The sequence below is a fragment of the Cellulomonas sp. IC4_254 genome, assembly GCF_011603975.1.
Taxonomy (GTDB): domain Bacteria; phylum Actinomycetota; class Actinomycetes; order Actinomycetales; family Cellulomonadaceae; genus Cellulomonas.
Genome location: NZ_JAANNB010000053.1, coordinates 1 through 19,656, shown reverse-complemented (window position 1 = coordinate 19,656; position 19,656 = coordinate 1). Strand labels below are relative to the sequence as shown.

Here is a 19,656-nt window from a genome sequence, read left to right as displayed (position 1 = left end):
GGGCCTGGGGTTGGGGTACGCGCGGTGGACGACGCTGGCGTTCACCGCGGCGGGCAACAACTTCGAGCTGGCGATCGCGGTGGCGATCGGGACGTTCGGTGCGACCTCGGGGCAGGCGCTGGCCGGTGTGGTGGGCCCGCTGATCGAGGTTCCGGTCCTGGTCGCCCTGGTCTACGTCAGCCTCTGGGCCAGGGACCGCTGGTTCCGCCCGTCCTCGACCTCCCCCGCCACCGTCGAGCTGCAGGAGGCACGCTCATGACCACCACCGCCCCCGACGACACCACGACCGCCGCCGGCGGCTGCACCCCGCAGGCCTCGCCCGCGGACCACGCGATGGGCGCCGACGCCGCGGCGCACGTCGCCGGCACCCTGAAGGCGCTGGGTGACCCGCTGCGGCTGCGGATGCTGTCGCTGATCGCGACTTCCCCGACCGGTGAGGCGTGCGTGTGCGACCTGGCCACGGTCGCCGAGGTGAATCAGCCGACGGTGTCGCACCACCTGAGGCTGCTCAAGGAGGCCGGGCTGCTGACCTCCGAGCGGCGCGGGACCTGGGTGTACTACCGGGTGCAGCCGGCGCTGCGCGGCGCGGTCACCACCCTGCTGGACTCCTTCGCGCCCGCAGCCGCGGACGCCGCGAACGCGGTCCCGCTGGCCGGGCTCACCGACGCCGAGGACGCCCTGGTCCGGATCGCCGACCGGCTCGCCGCGGCGTTCCCCGACCGCGACCCGGGCGCGGTCCTCAGCGTGGTCCGGGAGTCCTACACCGGTCTGGCGCGGTCCTCGGCGATCCGCTCGCACCTGGTGGTCAACGCCGAGCGGTTCGCCCGCCAGCGCCTGACCGACACCGCCCGGGCCATGGACGCGGCCGGCTCGAGCCCGCAGGTGCTGTTCGTGTGCGTCGCGAACGCCGGACGCTCCCAGCTCGCCGCCGCCCTGCTGCGCCACTACGCCGGGGACGCGATCACGGTCCGCTCCGCGGGGTCCGCACCGGCCGCGGACGTGCACGCCGCGGTGCGGCCGCTGCTCGCCGAGCTCGGCGCCGACGGCGAGGCGTTCCCCAAGCCGCTGACCGACGACGCGGTCCGCGCCGCGGACGTCGTGATCACGATGGGCTGCGGCGACACCTGCCCGATCCTGCCCGGCAAGCGGTACGAGGACTGGGTCGTCGGCGACCCCGCCCTGGCCTCCGAGACCGGGGTGCGGGCGATCCGCGACGAGATCGACCGCCGCGTGCGCGCCCTGCTCACCGACCTGCTGCCCGACCTCACGCTGCCCACCAACTGACCTTCCGTGGAGACCGAGATGACCGAGAACAAGCCGTCCGCCCTGTTCGTCTGCGTGCACAACGCCGGCCGCTCCCAGATGGCCGCCGGCTACCTGCGGGCGCTGTCCGGCGGCGCCGTCGAGGTCCGCTCGGCCGGGTCGATGCCCGCCGAGCAGATCAACCCGGTAGCCGTGGAGGCGATGCTCGAGGAGGGCATCGACATCCGCGCCGAGCGACCCAAGGTCCTGACCACCGACGCGGTCAAGGCGTCCGACGTCGTCATCACCATGGGCTGCGGCGACGCGTGCCCGATCTTCCCCGGCAAGCGGTACGAGGACTGGGCGCTGGCCGACCCCGCCGGGCAGGGAATCGAGTCGGTCCGCCCGATCCGCGACGAGATCCGCGGCCGCATCCTGACGCTGCTCGCCGAGCTCGGGGTCGAGCCCGTCACCGCCTGATCTCCCAACGCCACGAGGGCCGCACCCTGCCTGGGGTGCGGCCCTCGTGCGTGCTCGGTCAGGCCGGGCAGCAGGCCGGCGCCGTGGCCGGCCGGGTGCCGGCGAGCCGCGCCCGCACTCGGTCGGTGAGCGCGGCTAGGTGCCGGCGGGCGCGCACGATGCAGCCGGGGCAGTCCTGCGCGGCGCGGCGCAGCTCGAGCTCGCGGGCCAGCTCGCGGTCGCGCTGCTGGTGGACGGTCAGGTAGACGTCGGGGTGCATCACGCCTCCTGGGATGCGGGCTTGCGGGCGCGCACGATCGCGCCGTGCATGCCCTCGGCGACGGGGTGGGTGAACTCGACCTCGGCGTCGACGAACCCCGCCGCCGCCAGCCCCTGCAGGTACTCGGCGCGCGACAACGCCCCGGCGATGCACCCGACGTAGGAGCCGCGCTCGGCGCGCTGCTCGGGGGTCAGGTGGTCCTCGGCGACCACGTCGGAGATCCCGAACCGCCCGCCGGGCACCAGCACCCGGAACGCCTCGGACAGCACCGCCGGCTTGTCCGGCGACAGGTTCACCACGCAGTTGGAGATCACGACGTCCACCGCTCCGTCGTCCAGCGGCAGGTCCTCGATGGTGCCCTTGCGGAACTCCACGTTGCTCGCCCCGGCCTTCGCCGCGTTCGCCCGGGCCAGGTCCAGCATCTCGTCGGTCATGTCCACCCCGTAGGCGAACCCGGTCGCGCCGACCCGCCGCGCGGACAGCAGCACGTCGATCCCACCGCCCGAGCCCAGGTCCAGCACTTGCTCGCCCTCACGCAGCTCGGCGACCATCAGCGGGTTCCCGCAGCCGAGCGACGCCGCCAACGCCTCGGCCGGCACCGCCGCCGCGTCCTCCGCCCCGTACAGCCCGGCGCCGAACCGCTCGTCGATCACCAGGTCCGTCGGCCCGCATCCACCGCCGGAGTCCCCGCCGCAGCAACCGGCGTCCGCGCTGCCCTGCACGGCCGCCAGGGCGTAGCGGGCCCGGACCTGCTCCCGGATGTCCTGTGCCATCACTCCTCCTTCGCATTGATCCCCGTCGATACCTGGAGCGTGGACCATCCCATCGACGGCTGTCAACATCGACAGGCGTCAATGCGTGGCGCATGATGAGGGCATGGCTCTCGACCTGCTCCCGGTGACCTCGACCGCGTCCACGGACTGCTGCAGCCCCGTGACCGGGTCGACGATGAGCGCCGAGGATGCCGAGCGCACCGCACGCACGCTCAAGGCGCTGGCCGACCCGGCCCGCCTGCGGCTGCTGTCGATCATCGCCGCCCACGACGGCGGAGAGGCATGCGTCTGCGACCTCACCGAGCCCGTCCGACTGTCCCAGCCGACGGTGTCCCACCACCTCAAGGTGCTCACCGAGGCCGGGTTCGTCACCCGCGAGAAGCGCGGGGTCTGGGCGTACTACACGCTCGTGCCCGACGCGGTCGGTGAGCTGGGCGCGCACCTGAGGCTGCACCTCGGCGGCGTCCGCTAGGGCCTCGCGGGCGCGCTCGGGTACGACCGATTCTGATACTCAGAGGTGCCAGTACAAGTCTTCCTATCGCTCTGACCTGCATCTACGCTCTGGCCGTCGGTCCGGTGGCTCAAGACGCAAGGCACGAGCGCTTCCGCTCGTGGACGTGTGCGCTCGGCAGTGGCACGTTGGGCATGACCCGGCGCAGCTCGCCGGGCCGCCTCGAGCGGAGGGGCGAGATGCCGACCTACTTAGATGTCCACGCGCGTGAGGTGGCGGACGCCCTGGGCGTGCACGCCAGCATCACGCTGCGCCACCACGGCGCAACGGTGCGCGTCGCGAGCAGCAGCGACCGTGCGGCCCTATGCGACCAGGCCGAGGCGCGCTCGGAGGACGGCCCGTGCATCGTCGCGATGTCGAGCCTGCGCGCCGTGACGATTCCCGACCTCGCCGCGGAGCGGCGATGGCCGGCCTGGTCGCGGACGACGCGGGATGCCGGATTCACCGCGGTGGTCGCGGTGCCCGCGTCCGTCGAGCCCACGACGGCGGTGGCGCTCAACCTCTATCTCGATCCGGGCCGGACCTGGACGCAGCAGGACGCCGCGCACGCGCGGGCGCGGGTCACCTCGCTTGCGGAGGACGTCATCGACCGGCTCGCCGCCGCGGCGACCCTTCCCGCTGTGCCGGCCGCCGACGAGGAGCTGGGTACAGCCGGCCGGATCGATCAGGCTGTGGGCGTGCTCATGCAGGCCAACGGCTGCGACGCGCGGACCGCCCGCGCCCTGCTCGATCTGGTGGCTGCCCGACACGACAGGGACGTCGCCGACGTCGCCGCGTTCCTGATTACCGCTGTCGGGGGTCGCCTCTAGGGCGGGGCGCCCGGTGGGTCGAGTACGACCGATCTTGATACGCAGAGGTGCCAGTCGTGTCGGCGTCTCGCGCTGACCCGCCATGACATGGCGCCCACGTTCGCGTTCCGTCGACCGTGACGTTGCGGATCTCGTCGAGAAGCGACTGCACGGACGACGGACGGAGTGCGGCCTGCGCCGCAGTTCCCCGCCGGTGCGCGTCCAGGTCAGGAGTCGCGCGAAAGAACTACTCGATGCCGAGCGCTGCAGCGCAGCGTCACCCCTCGCCCCTGGCACGAGACCCTACGACGACGCCTCCGCGTCGTCGTAGGCGTCGGGCGTGACGTTCACGATGAGGTCGCCGGCGACCGCCCGCAGCCGGGCGGCGTCCTCGGGGGCGGCCCCACCGTCCCGCTGGAGACCGAGCCGCATGGCGAGGTCGTCCCCCGACCAGGTGGCGTAGAGCTCCGATCCGGCGGCGTCGAAGGCGGTGTCCTGGCAGATGCTGCCGGTAGCGCCCTCGACGTCGAGCGGCTGAGGTGTCGCGCATCCCTCGGCCCACCGGGCGGCGGCCGCAGTGACGTCGTCGTCCTGGGTGCGGGTGACGGTCACCGTGAGGGCGGTCCCGACCGCGGTCGTCCATCGACAGCCCAGCAGGTCAGGGGCGTCGGTGAGCCGGGTGGTGGCATCGGTGGGGTCGTTGACCGCATCTCCGAGAGCCTCGCGGACCGTGGCGTCGTCGACGAAGCCGCACGCCGCGGGCTCGGCGGAGCGCACGGGGTCGGGTTCGTCCTCGGAGCAGGCACCCAGGGTCGCGACGCAGGCCATGCCGGCAACGATCGGGCGCACCACCAGTCGCCAAGTACGGGATGACGCCTTCGGGCAGGTCGCGGTCGTGGGACGGTGCGCGGTACGGATCGCCGTGCTCCCTTCGATGAGGCCACCTGACGAGTTCGAGAGCCGACGCCTGTGGTGCGGACGGGAGGGGTCGACTCCCCCGGCACACGAGGCTAAGAGGTCGGAGGTGCGGCGGCCACCGCGTCGCACCCTGGTTTGCTGCGCGAGCACGCACGCCTCCGAGAGTCCACCACCACCGAGGACGACGCCGCGACCGCGAACCCGCAGGCGGTAGCGTGAGACGAGACGCGGAAATTGAGACGAGGGGTGGGACGTGACGAGCCCTGGCTGGTCAGCAGCGGTCGCATGCGCCGTGCTCCTGATCCTCGTCGACGCGGCCGTGTGGATGTTCGTCTCCCAGGCCGTGCACGGAGCACGGAGGAGCCGCTCGGCAGGCATCCGCTTGCCGTCTCTGATGACCAGCGACCAGGCATGGCGCGCCGGCCATGTCGCGGCGCGGAGTGCCATGGCTCCATTCCTCGGCGCCGCCGCCGTGATCGCAGCGATCTCCGTCCCCCTGCAGCCGGCTCCCGTCCTGTACGTGATCTCTCTGGGCCTGTCTCTGGCCAGCACCGTCCTGGCGCTCGGTGTCGGTTCCGCCCGAGCCTCTCGCGCCGCTCAGCGCGTAGCGCGCCGGCCCGCGATCGAGGTGCACGAGTAGGGCCAGTACTCCGACGACTCAGGTGCCCCCGGCACTCGGTCAGCGCGCTGGTCTGCCTTCCGCGGCGAGGCCACGAGCTGCACCGCCAGCACCGGGACGTCGCTCGAGGTCAGCGGTGCGGACCGGTGCCCGGGCCGCAGCGTCGGCAGCGACCTCGTAGATGATCTCCGGGCCGTCCTCGTCGTCCCACTGCTCCCCCACCGCGGTGAACCCGTACTGCTGGGCCAGGTCGCGGGACTCGGTGTTCCCCGGAGCGATCGTGACCCGCACAGTCCGCACCTCCGGCTCGTCCCGGGCCCGCTGGAGCAGCGCCTCGAGCGCCGCACGGGCGTAGCCACGGCGACGGTGCGCGGGATCGACCGCGTACCCGATCTCCACCATGCCGTCGGCATCGGGTGGTCCGTGGAAGCCGGCGCGACCGGCGGGCAGGTGCTGGTCCTCGTCCCAGATGACGCCGGTGATCCAGCCCGTGCTGGCGGGGTCCCGACGAGCCTGCTGGCTCCGCCTCGCCCACGTGCTGCGCCAGTCGGGTCCGGCGAAGTACGCGGTCAGGCGGACCGGGCTGCACGACTCGGCGCGGGCGAGGTCGCCAACGGCCAGCGCGTCGAACACCGCGCCGGTCAGGTGGACGATGCGGACCCGGGGGCCGCGGCGACCGAGAGCGATCTCGGGCGAGGTCTCGTCGGTCGGCACGGGCATGCGCTCCCCACCTCGGCTGGAGGACCAGCGATGTGGACCGGACGATACGGCGCTCAGCCGGTGTGCGGGCTGCGTGAGAGCGCCGCGGTGAGGTGCGTCAGGTCGCTGAGGTCGAGGTCCGGGCGTGCCTCGTCGGGGTCCAGCTGTTGCAGGTACGCCCTTGGTCCGCGTCGCAGCCATGCTGTGCGCAGGCCTGCGGCACCTGCGGGGCAGATGTCGTTGTCGAGGCGGTCGCCGACGTACAGGACCTGACGGGGGTCGACCTGCGTCTCGCCGACGACGCGTCGGAAGAACTCGAGCGACGGCTTCGCGACGCCCCATGTCGTCGAACACGACCGCACGCAGGTCGGCGAGCACGAGGTCTGCCGTCATGGCCGCGGCATGCCGCACGCGTCGCCGTCTGCGGCGGGCCCCGGGTTCAGATCGAACAGGTGCTCGGCCTCCCGTCGCGAGATGCGCCAGCCGACGTCGGTGCGGGTGTAGGAGTCGCGATAGACCCCGCCGCCGCGCAGCCAGGTCCCGTCGGGGAACTGCGTCGTGACGCCGACGTCCACCTCACCACGTGCCTGATCGCCGTCCAGGTCGATCACGAGGTTGGAGGTCCAGTGGTGCATCTGCAGGAAGGCGCCCCGCTGCCACTCGACGGCGGCGCAGATCGCCTGCACGCCGCGGAACTCCTGCGTCGGGGCCACCTGCCAGACGGCGTCGGGAGTCCACACCGCCGCGAACCGGGCGCGGTCACGCTTGTCGGCTCCGTGGCAGTACTCGTGCACCAGCGCTCGGATGGCGGACTGGGACTCCAGGCGCTCCAGACGCTCCTGCAGCTCGATGTCGCTCCTCATCACCGAGACGCTCGTCATCGCCCGACGAGTGCGGGCCGAGAACGACCGATCGAGTTCCGCAGAGCTGCCCGGAGAGCCGCTACCGGTGCGCGAGCAGCCCCAGGGCGAGCACCACGACCCCGACCAGCGCCTCCGCCCCGAGGACGGCGACGCGGTGCCGCGGGGGCAGGTCGAGCCTGCGGACCGCGAGCACCCCGATGGCCGTCAGGGTCGCGACGGTGAGCACCATCGCGACCAGCAGCCCGGTCGAGGTCCCGTAGACGCCGGTCCCCGCCAGCGCGATGCACCCGAGGGGCGGCATCGCCACCGCGCCGGCGCCCAGGGTGCTCGCGACCATGCGGCGGTGCTCGGGGCGCGCCGGGAGGTGCGCGTGCACGACCATGTGGCTGAGCAGGTCGGCGAGGTAGACGGCGCAGACGGTCGCCGCGACGGCGACGGCGAGGGTGCTGAACGCCCCGGTGGTCGACGGGTGCGCGTCGTGGACGCGGAGGGTGATGATCACGGCCAGGGCGGTGAACGCCACGTAGATGCGTTCCTTGAGCGCAGCGGCCCGGTGGGTGCGGACGTCGGTGTCGCGCGCCGCCGTGGAGCCGGTCACGCGGTTGCGCCGCGCGCGCCGTAGGCGCGCATGAACGCCCGTGCGCCGTCGGTCATGATCTGGCGGACGTGCGCCGTCTCGGTGCGTCGGCGGGGCGGCTCGTTGAGCACGCGCAGCGCGGTCAGGGCGTGGAAGTGGGCCGCGGCGAGGCCGGGCTCGTCGGCGTCGAGCAGCCCGGCGCTCGCGAACTGGCGGACGCTGTCGGTGAGGACCTGCGCGTGGGCCACGTCGAGCGGGTGGTCCTCGAGCTCCGGCAGCAGCGCCTCGTTCTCGTTGATCAGCCTGACCGCGGCGAGGTAGTCCGACGACAGCAGCAGCGACCGACCGAGGGCGGCGGCGAGCTCGGTGAGGGCTCGCTCGAGGTCGTCGAGATCGTGGATGTGCGCCGGGTCGAGGTGCTGCTCGACCAGGCCGCGCAACGTGGCCAGGGCCCTCTCCCCCGCGTCCTCCACGACGCCGAGCAGGAGCCCTCGCTTGTCCCCGTAGTAGTCGTAGACCGTCCGCTTCGACACCCCGGCGAGCGCGGCGACGGCGTCCATGCTCGTGCGCTCCACGCTCGTCTGCACGAACAGCTCCTTCGCCGCCGCCAGGATGGCCGCGCGCTTGTGCGCCTGGCCCTGTCGCACGGTCCTGTCCCGCTCTGCCGCCATGTGGTTCTCCTCCGAGGTCGTCCGCGACGCTACACCGCCCGGTGCAGATCTACACGACACGGTGTAGTTTACCACTGTGCACTCCTCGAACCCGGTGATCTTGCAGGCTCACTCCCTGGTCAAGCGGTACGGACGCCTCACCGCCGTCGACGGCCTGTCGTTCGCGGTCAGGCCGGGCGTCGTCACGGGCTTCCTCGGCCCCAACGGGGCGGGCAAGTCCACGACGTTGCGCATGTTCCTCGGCCTGGACCGGCCGACGAGCGGTGCCGCGACGGTCGGCGGGCTCCGGCTCGCCGAGACGCCGCACCCGATGCGCGTCGTCGGCGCGATGCTCGACGCCCGGGCGGTCCACCCCCGGCGCACCGCCGGGGACCACCTCGCGGCGGTCGCACGCGCCGGAGGCGTCGCGCGGTCCCGGGTGGCCCCGACCCTCGAGCTCGTCGGCCTGGGTGCCGTCGCGGACCGGCGGGCCGGCGACTTCTCCCTGGGGATGAAGCAGCGGCTGGGGATCGCCACCGCGCTGATCGGTGACCCGTCGGTCGTGATCTTCGACGAGCCGCTGAACGGCCTCGACCCCGAGGGGATCCGGTGGGCGCGCTCGCTCATGCGCGACCTGGCGGCGGAGGGCCGCACCGTGCTGTTCTCCAGCCACCTCATGGGCGAGATGGAGCTGACCGCGGATCATCTCGTGGTCGTGCACCACGGGCGGCTCCTCGCCGACCAGTCCCTGAGCGCGTTCATCACCGAGCGGACCACCGCGCACGTCCGCGCGCGCACACCGGACCGCCCAGGGCTGCTGCAGGCGCTCTCCCGCGCGGGCGTGCACGCCGCGCCCGACGCGTCGAGCACGGACGCGCTCGACGTCCTGGGCAGCACGACGGACCACGTCGGCCGCGTCGCCGCCGGTGCCGGCGTCGAGCTGTCCGAGCTGAGCTCGGCCCGCGACTCGCTCGAGGACGTCTTCCTCACCATGACGTCGACCCAGAAGGAAGCCGCCTGACATGGACCTCCTCGCCTCCGAGTGGATCAAGGCCCGCAGCATCCGCACCACGTGGCTCCTGGTGGCCGGCACCGTCGTGGTGACGGTGGTGGTCAGCCTGCTCGGCATCAGCGGGCTCCTGGCCGACTGGCGGGCCGACCTGCCCGCGGACTTCGACCCGACGGGCATCAGCTTCAAGGGCGTCCTCGTCGGGCAGATCCTCGTCGCGACCCTGGGTGCGCAGACGTTCACCAGCGAGTACGCCACCGGTCAGATCGTCACGAGCCTGACGGTCGCACCCCGGCGCGCCGTGCTGCTCGCCACGAAGCTGGCCGTCACGGCGCTCGTCGCCCTCGCGACGGCCGTGGTCACCGTGGCGTGCAGCTTCGGCGCGAGCCAGGCGGCGCTCGCCGCCGCCGGGCTGCCGACGGCGGACCTGCCCGACGCCGGCACCGTCCGGGCGATCCTGTGCGCGGTCGGCTACCTGGTGCTCACCGCCGTCCTCGGCGTCGCGCTCGGGGCCATCACGCGCTCGTCCTCGGGCGCGCTGGCCGTCGTCGTGACCGTCGCGCTGCTCGTGCCGGCGCTCGCCCCCGGGCTGCCCGGGCTCGTGGGGGACCTCGCCGGCACGTACTGGCCCACCACCGCCGGGCAGGCCTCGTACACGACCGCCGGCGCCGGAGGCGTGACCGGCTCGGCGGGCCTGGCCGTCATGGCGGTGTTCACCCTCTGGACCACGCTCGCCGCCCACGTCACGCTCAGGGCCCGGGACGCCTGACGCACGAGGCTCGACCGGGGGCGAGCGGCTACTGCCGCCGCAGTACCCGGATACCCCGGGGGGCGGATCCGCCCGCCGCGCCGGCGTGCGAGGGTGGGTCCGCCGGCGCGCGGTGCTGCCCGGTGGTGCGCGGCCGCGCCGCCACCGCACGCCGTCCCGGTCCGACCACGCGAAGGGTGTTGATGGAGCCCGTCGATCGTCCCTCCCCACCGGGCCAGGCCGGCGACCGCGCCCGGCGCGGGCCGGTGCGGTGGCTGCGGTGGAGGCGCCCCGGCGACGACCGCTGGGAGTCGCTCCTGGACGCCGCCCTGGCGGTCGCGGTCGTGGTCTGCGGGTGGCTCGTGCTCCGCGCGGGCGACGTCGCCGAGGCCGTGGTCCTGGCGGCGGTCGCGGTGGTGCTCGCGCTGCGGCTGCGGCACCCGCGGGTCGCGACGGGCCTGGTGTGCGCCCTGGCCGTCGCCGCCGCCGCGGTGGGCGCGGACCCGACGGTGTACGCCGTCCTCACGGTCGCCGCCCTGTTCAGCGCGGCGATGCACCACCCGACCCGGTCGGTGCTCGCGCCCGCGGCGGTCGTCCTGGTCGTGCTCTCGGTCACGATGGTCGCGGCGGGGGCGAGCTCGACGCCCCTGATGGCGTTCCTCACGGCGGCCACCTGGACGGCGCTCGCCCTCGGCCTCGGGTCGGCGGTGCGCGCGAACCGCGACAACGTGCGCGCGCTGCAGCACGAGGCGGACGCCGTCCGGGCCGCCCGCGCGAGCGAGACGGCCCGGCACATCACCGACGAGCGGCTGCGCATCGCCCGCGACCTGCACGACGCGGTCGCGCACTCGATCGCCGCGATCAACGTGCAGGCGGGCGCCGCCGAGCGGCACCTGCACGCCGACCCCGAGCGCGCCGGGGACGCCCTGGCGCAGGTCCGCAGCGCGAGCCGCGCGGTGCTGCTGGAGCTGCGCGACATCGTGGCCGTGCTGCGGTCGGGCGCTCCGGTGGACGAGGACGAGGTGGCCGGACGCGCGTCGGCGTCCGGTGTCCCGTCCCTGCTCGCCGACGCCCGGGCGCGGGGTGACGCGGTCCGCGCCGACGTGGACGCCGACCTCGACGGGCTGGACCCCGCGGTCGGCGCCGCGCTCTACCGCGTCGTGCAGGAGGCGCTGACCAACGCCCACCGCCACGGGGCCGGCGACGTGACCGTGACCGTGCGGGACGACGGGGACGCGGTCGTCGTCGAGGTGGTCAACCTCGTCGCCGGTGGGGGCGGGCGGTCCGTCGGCGGCTACGGCCTGGTGGGCATGCGCGAGCGCGTGGAGCAGGCCGGTGGGCTGCTGGAGGTCGGCGCCGACCGGGACGTGTTCTCCGTGCGGGCGCGGCTGCCCCGGACACGGCACCCGGCGCGGCCGGCCGAGGACACCCGCCCGGGGGCGACGTGGTGACCCGCGTGCTGCTGGTGGACGACCAGGCCATGATGCGCACCGGCCTGCGGTCCATCCTGGACAGCGCGGCGGCCGTCGAGGTCGTCGGCGAGGCCGCGGACGGCGCCGAGGCGGTCCGCCAGGCGGTCGAGCTGCGCCCCGACGTCGTGCTGATGGACCTGCGGATGCCCGGCGTCCCCGGCGTCGAGGCCACCCGCCGGCTGCGCAGCGACCCCCGGCTGCGCGACACCCGCGTCCTGGTGCTGACGACCTTCGACGGGGACACGGAGACGGTCGCCGCGCTCCGTGCGGGCGCCTCGGGCTTCCTCGGCAAGAGCGCCGGGCCCGAGGAGCTGATCCAGGCCGTCCTCGACGTCGCCGGCGGCCGGGCGGCGCTGTCCGCGCACGCGCTCAGCGTCGTCGTCGAGGACGCGTCCCGCCGCCAGGCGCGCGACTCCCAGGACGAGGAGCTCGCACGTCGCGTCGCCACGCTGACGGCCCGGGAGCGCGACGTGGTCGTGGCCGCCGCCCGGGGCGCGGACAACAGGCAGATCGCCGCTCGCATGGTGATCTCGCCGTTCACCGTCAAGACGCACCTGAACCGCGCGATGACGAAGCTGGGGGCGCGGGACCGCGCGCAGGTGGTCGTGCTCGCGCACCGGGCGGGGATGGCGTAGCCCCGGCCTACTGCGGGTGCGGTAGCAGGTGGGTGCGGGGGGACGACGCGTCCGCCACCCGGACGCTCGCAGACTCGTGCCGCGGGTGGCGCGGCGGAGGGCCGCGCCACCCGACCAGCCGCCCCCGACCCCCACGAGGTTTCTTCGCATGGCCACGTTCCTGTACCGACTCGGGCTGCTCGCGGCCCGACGCGCCCGCGTCGTCATCGGCGCCTGGGTCACCGCGCTCGCGCTCGCGGTCGCCGCCTACCTGGCGTTCGGCGGCACCCTGGTGGCGTCGTTCGAGATCTCCGGCACCCCGACCACCGACGTGACGGACGAGCTCCGGGACCGGTTCCCCGACGTCGGCGGCGCCTCCGGCCAGCTGGTGTTCGCCTCCGCGGACGGGGCCGCCCTCGACGAGGTCGACGAGGCCGCGATCGCCGACCTCCTCGACGACGCGGCTGCGGTCGACGGCGTCGCCGCCGTCGTGGACCCGTTCGACGCCGCGGGCACCCTGGAGGAGCAGCGCGGGCTCCTCGCCGAGGCGCAGGTGCAGCTGGCGGACGCGCGGACCCGGCTCGACGCGGGTCAGGCGCAGCTCGACGCGGCACGCGCGCAGGCCGAGGCGGCCGGGCAGGCCGCGGTAGCCGGGCCCGAGCTGGACGCGCAGCAGGCGGCGCTCGACGAGGGCCGCGCCGAACTCGACGCGCAGGCCGCGGCCGCCGCGGACGGGCGCGCGCTCCTCGACCTCGGTGAGGACGTGGCACCCGTGTCGGAGGACCGCAGCGCGGCCCTCGGGACGATCCAGTTCGACGACGACCCCGTCGACGGCCGGGTGCTGGACGCGCTCGCCGACGTGATCGCCGAGCACGACGTCGACGGCGTGCACGTCGAGCGCGCCGGGGCCGCGGCCGAGCCCCCGCAGATGTCGGTGTTCGGCCCGGGCGAGGTCGTCGGCCTGCTCGTCGCGGCGGTCACCCTGTTCGTCATGCTCGGCACGTTCGTCGGGGCCGGTCTGCCGCTCGTCAACGCCCTCGTCGGCATCGGCACCGGCCTCGCCGGGTCGCTCGCGCTGTCGGACGTCGTCGAGATGAACACGGTCATCCCGGTGCTGGGACTGATGCTCGGCCTCGCGGTGGGGATCGACTACTCGCTGTTCATCCTGAACCGGCACCGCAACCAGCTGCGTGACGGGCTCGACCTGCACGAGTCCATCGGGCGGGCGAACGGGACCTCGGGGAACGCCGTGGTGTTCGCCGGCCTCACGGTCGTCATCGCCCTGCTCGCCCTGAACGTCACCGGGGTGTCGTTCCTCGGCCTCATGGGCACCGTCGCCGCGGTGTGCGTCCTGGTCGCGATGGGCGTGGCGGTGACCCTGACGCCGGCGCTCCTCGCCCTGCTCGGGCACCGCCTCACGCCGGCCGCGCGGCCCGGCCGGGTCCGGCGTCCGGCGCGCCCGGCCCGGCCCGGGCGCCCCGCGTCGCCCTCGACCCCGATGAGCACCCGCCGCGCGGTCGTCACGCTGACCGCGGGGCTCGGCGCGCTGCTGGTCCTGGCGATCCCGGCGCTCGACATGCGCCTCGGCCTGCCCGACGGCGGCTCCGAGCCCGAGGACTCGGACGCCTACCGGACGTACGCCCTGGTGCGGGACGAGTTCGGCCCGGGGGCCACCGGCCCGCTCCTCGTGGTCGCCGACCTCGGCGAGCCGGTGGCCGACGAGGACCTGGTCCGCACGCAGGTGCGCGTCGGCGAGGCGATCGCGGGCTTCGACGACGTCAGCGGCGTCGCCCCGGCCGGGGTGTCGGCGGACGCGCAGCTGCTGGCGTTCCAGGTGGTGCCCGCGTCCGCGGCCACCAGCGTCGAGACCGAGACCCTGGTGGACGACCTGCGGTCCGGGTCGGACGCGCTGCCCGGCGTGACCCTCGGCGTGGCCGGCACCGCGAGCGCCAACATCGACATCAGCCAGAAGCTCGCCGACGTCCTCCCGCTCTACCTCGCGGTCGTGATCGGGCTGTCCCTGCTGATCCTCGTGGTCGTCTTCCGCTCGGTCCTGGTCCCGGTGACCGCCACGATCGGGTTCCTGCTGTCCGTGCTCGCGACCTTCGGGGGCGTCACGGCGATCTTCCAGTGGGGCTGGCTCGGCGACCTGTTCGGCATCCACGCGCCGGGGCCGGTCCTGAGCTTCATGCCGATCCTGCTCGTCGGGATCCTGTTCGGGCTGGCGATGGACTACCAGCTGTTCCTGGTCTCCGGGATGCGCGAGGCGTACGTCCACGGCGTGCCGGCCCGGCTCGCCGTCCGGGACGGGATGCGCCACGGACGGGTCGTGGTCACCGCCGCCGCGATCATCATGATCTCGGTGTTCGGCGGGTTCGTGTTCTCCCACTCGGTGATGATCCAGACCATCGGCTTCGGTCTGGCGTTCGGGGTGCTGGTCGACGCGTTCGTGGTGCGGATGCTGCTGGTCCCCGCGGTCATGCACCTGCTGGGGAGGCACGCCTGGTGGCTCCCGCGCTGGCTGGACCGCGTCCTCCCGGACGTCGACGTCGAGGGCGCCCGGCTCGCGCGGGGGTGAGCGGCCGGCGCCGGGTCGCGGCGGTGCAGACCGCCGCGACCCGGCGCCCGCGCTCAGCCGGACTGCCCCAGGTTCGTCACCAGCTCATCCCCACGGTGAAGGCGAGGTACGCGAAGTCGCCGTACGCCGACGGCTCGCCCCGGCCCAAGTCGATCCACGCCGAGGACCGCCGTCACTGCTGCCGCCGTCGCGCATGCTCACCCGCCCGGGCGGAACACCGCGCGGACGCACCCGTCCTCCTTCTCCTTGAACATCCGGTAGCCCTTCGGCCCGTCGTCGAGGGACATGACGTGGGTGGCGAGGTGCTCGGTCACCACCTCGTCGCGGCTCATGCGCTCGAGGATCTCCGGGATGTAGCGGTGCCCGTGCTGCTGGGCGCCGCGGAGGGTCAGCGCCTTGTTCATCACGGCACCGAGCGGGAACGTGTCGACGACCCCCGCGAACACGCCGAGCGTGAACACCGTCCCGCCCTTCCGGCACGCGTAGATGGCGTCGCGCACCGCCGTCGGCCGGTCGGTCTGCAGCCGCAGCTGCTGCTTGAGCTGGTCGTAGGCGTACTGCGGGCCGGGCGAGTGGGCCTCCATCCCCACCGCCTCGATGCAGACGTCCGGTCCGCGGCCGCCCGTCATCTCGCGGAGCGCGGCGGTGACGTCCGTCTGCTCGTAGTCGAGGGTCTCGGCCCCGACGTACGTGCGCGCCTGGTCGAGGCGGTTGTCGTAGCGGTCGATCACCACCACGCGCTCCGCGCCCATCAGCATCGCGGCGCGCGCCGCCATCTGGCCCACGCCCCCGGAGCCCCAGACCGCCACCACGTCGCCGGGCTGCACGCCGGCCTGGTGCGCCCCGGTCCACCCGGTCGGCGCGGCGTCGGAGGCGAAGAGTGCCCGCTCGTCGGAGACGCCGTCGGGGATCGCGAAGGCGCCCTGGTCGGCGTACGGCACCCGGATGTACCGGGCGTGGCTGCCCGCCCAGCCGCCCATCGCGTGGGAGTAGCCGTAGCAGCCGCCGATGGACGGGCCCCACAGCGCCTCGGTGATCCCCGGGTTGGGGTTGCCGTTGTCGCACAGGGACCACAGGCCCTGCCTGCAGTACCAGCACTGCCCGCAGCTGGTGAACGACACCACGACGACCCGGTCCCCCACCCGGTGCTTCGTGACCGCGCGCCCGACCTCGACGACCGTGCCCATGAACTCGTGCCCGAGGACGTCGCCGGCGCGCATCGCCGGGATGTAGCCGCCGAGCAGGTGCAGGTCGGAGCCGCAGGTCGCGCTGAGCCCCACCTCCAGGATCAGGTCGTGGTCGTTGAGGATCGTCGGCTCGGGGACGTCCTCCACGCCGATCTCGTTCACACCCCGCCAGGTCACCGCCTTCATCGCACACCTCCCGCCGGCGCGGCCCTGGTCCACGCCTCCAGCAGCGCGCCCCAGGGCGTCGCCGTCCGCCTGCCGTGCGGTGCCGGGTCGACCGCGAGCACCTCCCCCACCTCGATGACCTGCTTGGCCCGGCGCAGCGCCGACCGGAGGTCGGCCTCGGGGTCCCGGCCCACGAGGCGGCTCGGCGCCGACCCCGGCGAGGGCCGGTCGCGCAGCCGGGCCGCGAGCTCGGAGCCCTTCCCGCCCGCCGCGGGCCGGACCCGCACCTCGACCCGGTCACCCAGCTCCGCGAGCGGGGCCGGCAGGCGCCCGGTGTCGATCTCCGCCGGTTCGCGCAGCACGGTCACGGCCAGCCAGCCGGAGCCGGTCCAGCCGCCCGTGACGGGCCCGCGCGCCGCTCGTGCGCGCGCGGCCCGCACCAGCAGCACCGCACCGCCGGCGAGGGCCGCGGCGGACCCCGCCCGCACGACGGTGCCCGTCACGACCGCGACCCCGCGTCGGCGGGCTGCGGTCCCCGGGCGAACTCCTGGACGATCCGCTCGCAGAAGGCGGGGAGGTCGTCGGGCGAGCGGCTCGTCGTGAGAGTGCCGTCCGTGACGACCTCCTCGTCGACGACGTCGGCCCCGGCGTTGCGCAGGTCGGTGCGCACGCTGGGCCACGAGGTGAGCCGGCGGCCGCGCACGACGTCCGCCTCCAGCAGGGTCCACGGCCCGTGGCAGATCGACGCGACCGGCTTCCCGGAGCCGACGAAGTCCCGCACGAACCGCACCGCGTCGGGCTCCATCCGCAGCTTGTCCGGGTTGACCGTCCCACCGGGCAGCAGCAGCGCGTCGAAGTCGTCGACCCCCACGTCCGCGACCAGCCGGTCCACCGGGAACGCCCCGGCGTCCTCGAGGTCGTGGTCCCGCGCCTGGATCTCCCCCGGCGCGAGCGACACGACGACGGTCGTCGCGCCGGCGTCGTCGAGCGCCTGGCGCGGCTTCTCGAGCTCGACCCGCTCGACGCCGTCGGCGGCCAGGATCGCGACCCGGCGCCCGTCCAGCCCGCCGGCCACGTCAGGCCCCCTGCCCGGTCGGGTGCAGGACGACCTTCGTCCAGCCGTCGTCCCGCTTGTCGAAGTGCTCGTACGCCTCGGGCGCGCGGTCGAGCGGCAGCTCGTGGCTCACGATGAACGACGGCTCGGCCTTGCCGCCGGCGATGAGGTCGCGCAGCTGCCGGTTGTACTTCTTGACCGGCGCCTGCCCGCTGCCGAGGTGCTGGCCCTTGAACCAGAACATGCCGAAGTCGAACGCGATCCTCCCCTGCTGCGCGAGCTCGTCCTCGGCGCCGGGGTCCTGCGGCACGAACACGCCGACGGCCCCGATCGTGCCGGTGAACCGGACGGAGGCGACCAGGCGGTTCATCGTCAGGTTCGTCTGCTCCTGGCCGTCGGGCTCGTGCGCCTGGTAGCCCACGCACTCGCAGCCGTTGTCGGCGCCCAGGCCCATCGTCTGCTCCAGGACGGCCTCCACCGGGTCGACCTTCGAGTCGTCGATGGCGATCGCCCCGATGGACTCGGCCAGCCGCAGCCGGTCGGGCTGGCGGTCGACGACCATCACCTTGCCGGCGCCGCGGATCGTCGCCGACAGCGCGGCCATCAGCCCGACCGGGCCGGCCCCGTAGATCACCGTCTGGTCGCCCGGCTTCACGCCCGCCATCTCGGTCGCGTGGTACCCGGTCGGGAAGATGTCGGCGAGCATCACGTAGTCGGTCTGCCGCTCCTCGGCGTCCTCGCCCAGCCGCAGGCAGTTGAAGTCGCCCCAGGGCACCCGCAGCAGCTCCGCCTGGCCGCCGCCGTACGGGCCCATGTCGGCGAAGCCGTAGGCGGCCCCCGCCATGCTGGGCTCCGGCTGGGCGGTGAGGCAGTAGTTGGTGAGCTGGCGCTCGCAGTTCTTGCAGTGCCCGCAGGCGATGTTGAACGGGAGCACGACCCAGTCCCGGACCTGCACCTTGTCCACCCCGTCGCCGACCTCGACCACCTGGCCCAGGTTCTCGTGCCCGAACCACCGGCCCTTCTCGAAGTCCGTCCTGCCCTCGTACATGTGCAGGTCGGACCCGCAGATGTTCGCGGAGGTGACCCGGACGAGCACGTCGGTCGGCCGCTCGATCCTCGCGTCCGGGACGTCCGTGACGCTGACCTGACGCGGACCCTCGTACACCACTGCCTTCATGACGACTCCTCCGGTCGGACCCGGCGGGACGCCGGCGTCGGAGAGGTCATTGCATCCACGCGCCGCCTCGCTGCGGTATCGGCAGACCTGCCGATACGTGGGTCCTCCGGAGCCGGGAGCCTCCCGGGGGCGGCCCGGCCCGCGGTGCGGTAGGAAGGGTCTCGTCCGCACCCGCTGGTCGGCCGAGAACAGGTCCCGCCCGGGTGGTCAGCGCGGTGTCGCTGACAGCCTCGAGGGGTCCCGCATGCGCCCGCTCCGCGCCGATGAGCTGCTCCTCGCCGAGACCGCCTCCGCGCGCCCGGTCAGCACCCCGGCCGAGCGGGCGCACGAGATGCTGGGGGTGCTGCGCCGGGTCGTGCCGTTCGACGCGGCGTTCCTCGCGTTCGCCGACCCGTGCGAGCGTCGCTACTACTCGCTCACCACGGTGGACCTGGACGAGGCGGCGGTGCGGTTCCTCGAGGGCCCGCAGGTCGCCCGGGACATCGAGCTGACCGGCACGGACCGGGCGCGCCCGCCGCTCGGGCCCTCGGACCTGCCGTACCCGGCGAAGGAGCTGCCGACGTGGGCGGAGTGCCTGATCCCGTCCGGCCTGCGGGAGGGCCTCGGCGTCGCCCTGTTCGCCGGCGAGGGCCGGCACGTCGGCCACCTCGCGGTCCTCACCGCGCGCCCGGCGCCGCCGTCCGCCGCCACGCGCCGGCGCCTCGCGCGGCTCGCTCCCGTGCTCGCGCGCGGCCTCGACCCGCTGAGCTCGCTCCTCGCCGGCGCCCGGCTCGTCCAGGGGGTGACCGCGGGCACGGCCCTCCGCGCGGACGGCGGGTGCCAGGTGGTCCCGGGGCTGGCGACCGCCCCGCTGCTGCTCCCGGGCTCGCCGCTGCTGGGGTTCGCCCGGCGGCGGGTCCGCGACGGCCGGGTCAGCTCGTCCTTCCTCTGGCCCCTCGGCGGGCCGCACGCGCCCGACGGGCACGCCCGCGTCACCGTCCTGAGCGCGTCCGACGACCCGGGGCCCGGGCTGGCGGGACTCGTGCTGCTCTCCCCCGCCCCTCCCCTGCACGGGCTCACGCCGCGCGAGCTCGAGGTGCTGGGCCTCCTGGTCGAGGGCTGCACCAACCACGACATCGCCCGCCGGCTGGTCGTCACCCCGCGGACGGTGGCCACGCACCTCGAGCACATCCTCGCGAAGCTCGGGACGCCCACCCGCACGCACGCCGCGGTGCGCGCGGAGCGCGACGGGCTCTACGTCCCCGCGGTGCCGTGCTAGCGGGCGGGGCCGTGC

At 74.3% G+C, this 19,656-nt stretch carries 23 protein-coding genes and 1 pseudogene; 12 read left to right on the top strand and 12 right to left on the bottom strand.

The annotated features are described in order from the left end of the window. From G6556_RS07570 to G6556_RS07560, 3 genes and pseudogenes are all read left to right on the top strand, one after another. Positions 1-259 (top strand): annotated as a pseudogene (locus tag G6556_RS07570) (arsenic resistance protein); the annotation flags it as partial. Beyond that, complete coding sequence (locus G6556_RS07565) at positions 256-1,284, top strand: metalloregulator ArsR/SmtB family transcription factor (RefSeq protein ID WP_166940022.1); 1,029 nt, start codon at positions 256-258, stop codon at positions 1,282-1,284. The pseudogene G6556_RS07570 and the gene G6556_RS07565, both read left to right, overlap by 4 nt. 18 nt (positions 1,285-1,302) lie before the next feature. Further along, positions 1,303-1,722 (top strand): arsenate reductase ArsC, encoded by a 420-nt coding sequence (locus G6556_RS07560; protein WP_166940020.1) that lies wholly within the window; start codon positions 1,303-1,305, stop codon positions 1,720-1,722. Positions 1,723-1,780: 58 nt separating this feature from the next. Here G6556_RS07560 and G6556_RS07555 read toward each other — a convergent pair whose 3' ends face one another. Together G6556_RS07555 and arsM are read right to left on the bottom strand one after the other, a co-directional pair. Further along, the gene (locus G6556_RS07555) at positions 1,781-1,981 is read right to left on the bottom strand and encodes a hypothetical protein (RefSeq protein ID WP_166940018.1); all 201 of its coding nucleotides are present in this window, start codon (positions 1,979-1,981) and stop codon (positions 1,781-1,783) included. After that, positions 1,981-2,754, bottom strand: a complete 774-nt coding sequence (gene arsM, locus G6556_RS07550) for an arsenite methyltransferase (RefSeq protein ID WP_166940016.1) — start codon at positions 2,752-2,754, stop codon at positions 1,981-1,983. The genes G6556_RS07555 and arsM overlap by 1 nt, the downstream gene beginning before the upstream one ends. Before the next feature lie 103 nt (positions 2,755-2,857). On the opposite strand from arsM, the gene G6556_RS07545 reads away from it, so the two are divergent. Both G6556_RS07545 and G6556_RS07540 read left to right on the top strand, forming a co-directional pair. Continuing rightward, complete coding sequence (locus tag G6556_RS07545) at positions 2,858-3,226, top strand: metalloregulator ArsR/SmtB family transcription factor (RefSeq protein ID WP_166940014.1); 369 nt, start codon at positions 2,858-2,860, stop codon at positions 3,224-3,226. 218 nt (positions 3,227-3,444) lie between these two features. Beyond that, positions 3,445-4,074 (top strand): ANTAR domain-containing protein, encoded by a 630-nt coding sequence (locus G6556_RS07540; RefSeq protein ID WP_166940012.1) that lies wholly within the window; start codon positions 3,445-3,447, stop codon positions 4,072-4,074. Between the two features lie 282 nt (positions 4,075-4,356). Here the strand turns inward: G6556_RS07540 and G6556_RS07535 are convergent, their stop codons facing one another. Then, positions 4,357-4,881: a hypothetical protein gene (locus tag G6556_RS07535; protein ID WP_166940010.1), complete on the bottom strand. Its 525-nt coding sequence runs from the start codon at positions 4,879-4,881 to the stop codon at positions 4,357-4,359. Positions 4,882-5,263: 382 nt separating this feature from the next. Between G6556_RS07535 and G6556_RS07530 the strand changes: the two genes are divergently transcribed. Further along, positions 5,264-5,611: a hypothetical protein gene (locus G6556_RS07530; RefSeq protein WP_166940008.1), complete on the top strand. Its 348-nt coding sequence runs from the start codon at positions 5,264-5,266 to the stop codon at positions 5,609-5,611. Between the two features lie 39 nt (positions 5,612-5,650). On the opposite strand, the gene G6556_RS07525 is transcribed toward G6556_RS07530, so the two are convergent. The 5 genes from G6556_RS07525 to G6556_RS07505 form a co-directional block, all read right to left on the bottom strand. Further along, positions 5,651-6,310: a GNAT family N-acetyltransferase gene (locus G6556_RS07525; protein WP_166940006.1), complete on the bottom strand. Its 660-nt coding sequence runs from the start codon at positions 6,308-6,310 to the stop codon at positions 5,651-5,653. A 53-nt stretch (positions 6,311-6,363) separates the two neighbouring features. Next, positions 6,364-6,651, bottom strand: coding sequence for an HAD family hydrolase (locus G6556_RS07520; RefSeq protein WP_166940004.1), 288 nt, complete (start codon positions 6,649-6,651; stop codon positions 6,364-6,366). 27 nt (positions 6,652-6,678) lie between these two features. Next, complete coding sequence (locus tag G6556_RS07515; RefSeq protein ID WP_166940002.1) at positions 6,679-7,170, bottom strand: nuclear transport factor 2 family protein; 492 nt, start codon at positions 7,168-7,170, stop codon at positions 6,679-6,681. A 61-nt stretch (positions 7,171-7,231) separates the two neighbouring features. Beyond that, the gene (locus tag G6556_RS07510; RefSeq protein ID WP_166940000.1) at positions 7,232-7,750 is read right to left on the bottom strand and encodes a hypothetical protein; all 519 of its coding nucleotides are present in this window, start codon (positions 7,748-7,750) and stop codon (positions 7,232-7,234) included. Beyond that, the gene (locus tag G6556_RS07505; protein WP_166939998.1) at positions 7,747-8,400 is read right to left on the bottom strand and encodes a TetR/AcrR family transcriptional regulator; all 654 of its coding nucleotides are present in this window, start codon (positions 8,398-8,400) and stop codon (positions 7,747-7,749) included. The genes G6556_RS07510 and G6556_RS07505 overlap by 4 nt, the downstream gene beginning before the upstream one ends. A 76-nt stretch (positions 8,401-8,476) precedes the next feature. Here G6556_RS07505 and G6556_RS07500 point away from each other — a divergent pair, with 76 nt between their 5' ends. From G6556_RS07500 to G6556_RS07480, 5 genes are all read left to right on the top strand, one after another. After that, positions 8,477-9,400, top strand: coding sequence for an ATP-binding cassette domain-containing protein (locus G6556_RS07500; RefSeq protein WP_166939996.1), 924 nt, complete (start codon positions 8,477-8,479; stop codon positions 9,398-9,400). Position 9,401: 1 nt separating this feature from the next. Then, positions 9,402-10,157, top strand: coding sequence for an ABC transporter permease (locus G6556_RS07495; protein WP_166939995.1), 756 nt, complete (start codon positions 9,402-9,404; stop codon positions 10,155-10,157). A gap of 182 nt (positions 10,158-10,339) precedes the next feature. Beyond that, positions 10,340-11,587: a histidine kinase gene (locus tag G6556_RS07490; RefSeq protein WP_166939993.1), complete on the top strand. Its 1,248-nt coding sequence runs from the start codon at positions 10,340-10,342 to the stop codon at positions 11,585-11,587. After that, the gene (locus G6556_RS07485) at positions 11,584-12,243 is read left to right on the top strand and encodes a response regulator transcription factor (RefSeq protein WP_346774773.1); all 660 of its coding nucleotides are present in this window, start codon (positions 11,584-11,586) and stop codon (positions 12,241-12,243) included. Before G6556_RS07490 ends, G6556_RS07485 begins: the two co-directional genes overlap by 4 nt. A 148-nt stretch (positions 12,244-12,391) precedes the next feature. Then, the gene (locus tag G6556_RS07480; protein ID WP_166939989.1) at positions 12,392-14,800 is read left to right on the top strand and encodes an MMPL family transporter; all 2,409 of its coding nucleotides are present in this window, start codon (positions 12,392-12,394) and stop codon (positions 14,798-14,800) included. Positions 14,801-14,997: 197 nt separating this feature from the next. Here G6556_RS07480 and G6556_RS07475 read toward each other — a convergent pair whose 3' ends face one another. From G6556_RS07475 to G6556_RS07460, 4 genes are read right to left on the bottom strand one after another with little or no spacing between them, the layout of a single operon-like run. After that, entirely contained in the window at positions 14,998-16,173 is a 1,176-nt protein-coding gene (locus G6556_RS07475) for a zinc-dependent alcohol dehydrogenase (protein WP_166939987.1), read from the bottom strand. Continuing rightward, positions 16,170-16,655, bottom strand: coding sequence for a hypothetical protein (locus G6556_RS07470; RefSeq protein ID WP_166939985.1), 486 nt, complete (start codon positions 16,653-16,655; stop codon positions 16,170-16,172). The genes G6556_RS07475 and G6556_RS07470 overlap by 4 nt, the downstream gene beginning before the upstream one ends. Then, positions 16,652-17,227: a type 1 glutamine amidotransferase domain-containing protein gene (locus G6556_RS07465; RefSeq protein WP_166939983.1), complete on the bottom strand. Its 576-nt coding sequence runs from the start codon at positions 17,225-17,227 to the stop codon at positions 16,652-16,654. The genes G6556_RS07470 and G6556_RS07465 overlap by 4 nt, the downstream gene beginning before the upstream one ends. A gap of 1 nt (position 17,228) precedes the next feature. Next, positions 17,229-18,383, bottom strand: a complete 1,155-nt coding sequence (locus G6556_RS07460) for a glutathione-independent formaldehyde dehydrogenase (RefSeq protein WP_166939981.1) — start codon at positions 18,381-18,383, stop codon at positions 17,229-17,231. Positions 18,384-18,627: 244 nt separating this feature from the next. On the opposite strand from G6556_RS07460, the gene G6556_RS07455 reads away from it, so the two are divergent. Continuing rightward, complete coding sequence (locus G6556_RS07455) at positions 18,628-19,641, top strand: helix-turn-helix transcriptional regulator (RefSeq protein ID WP_166939979.1); 1,014 nt, start codon at positions 18,628-18,630, stop codon at positions 19,639-19,641. Positions 19,642-19,656 lie beyond the last annotated feature (15 nt).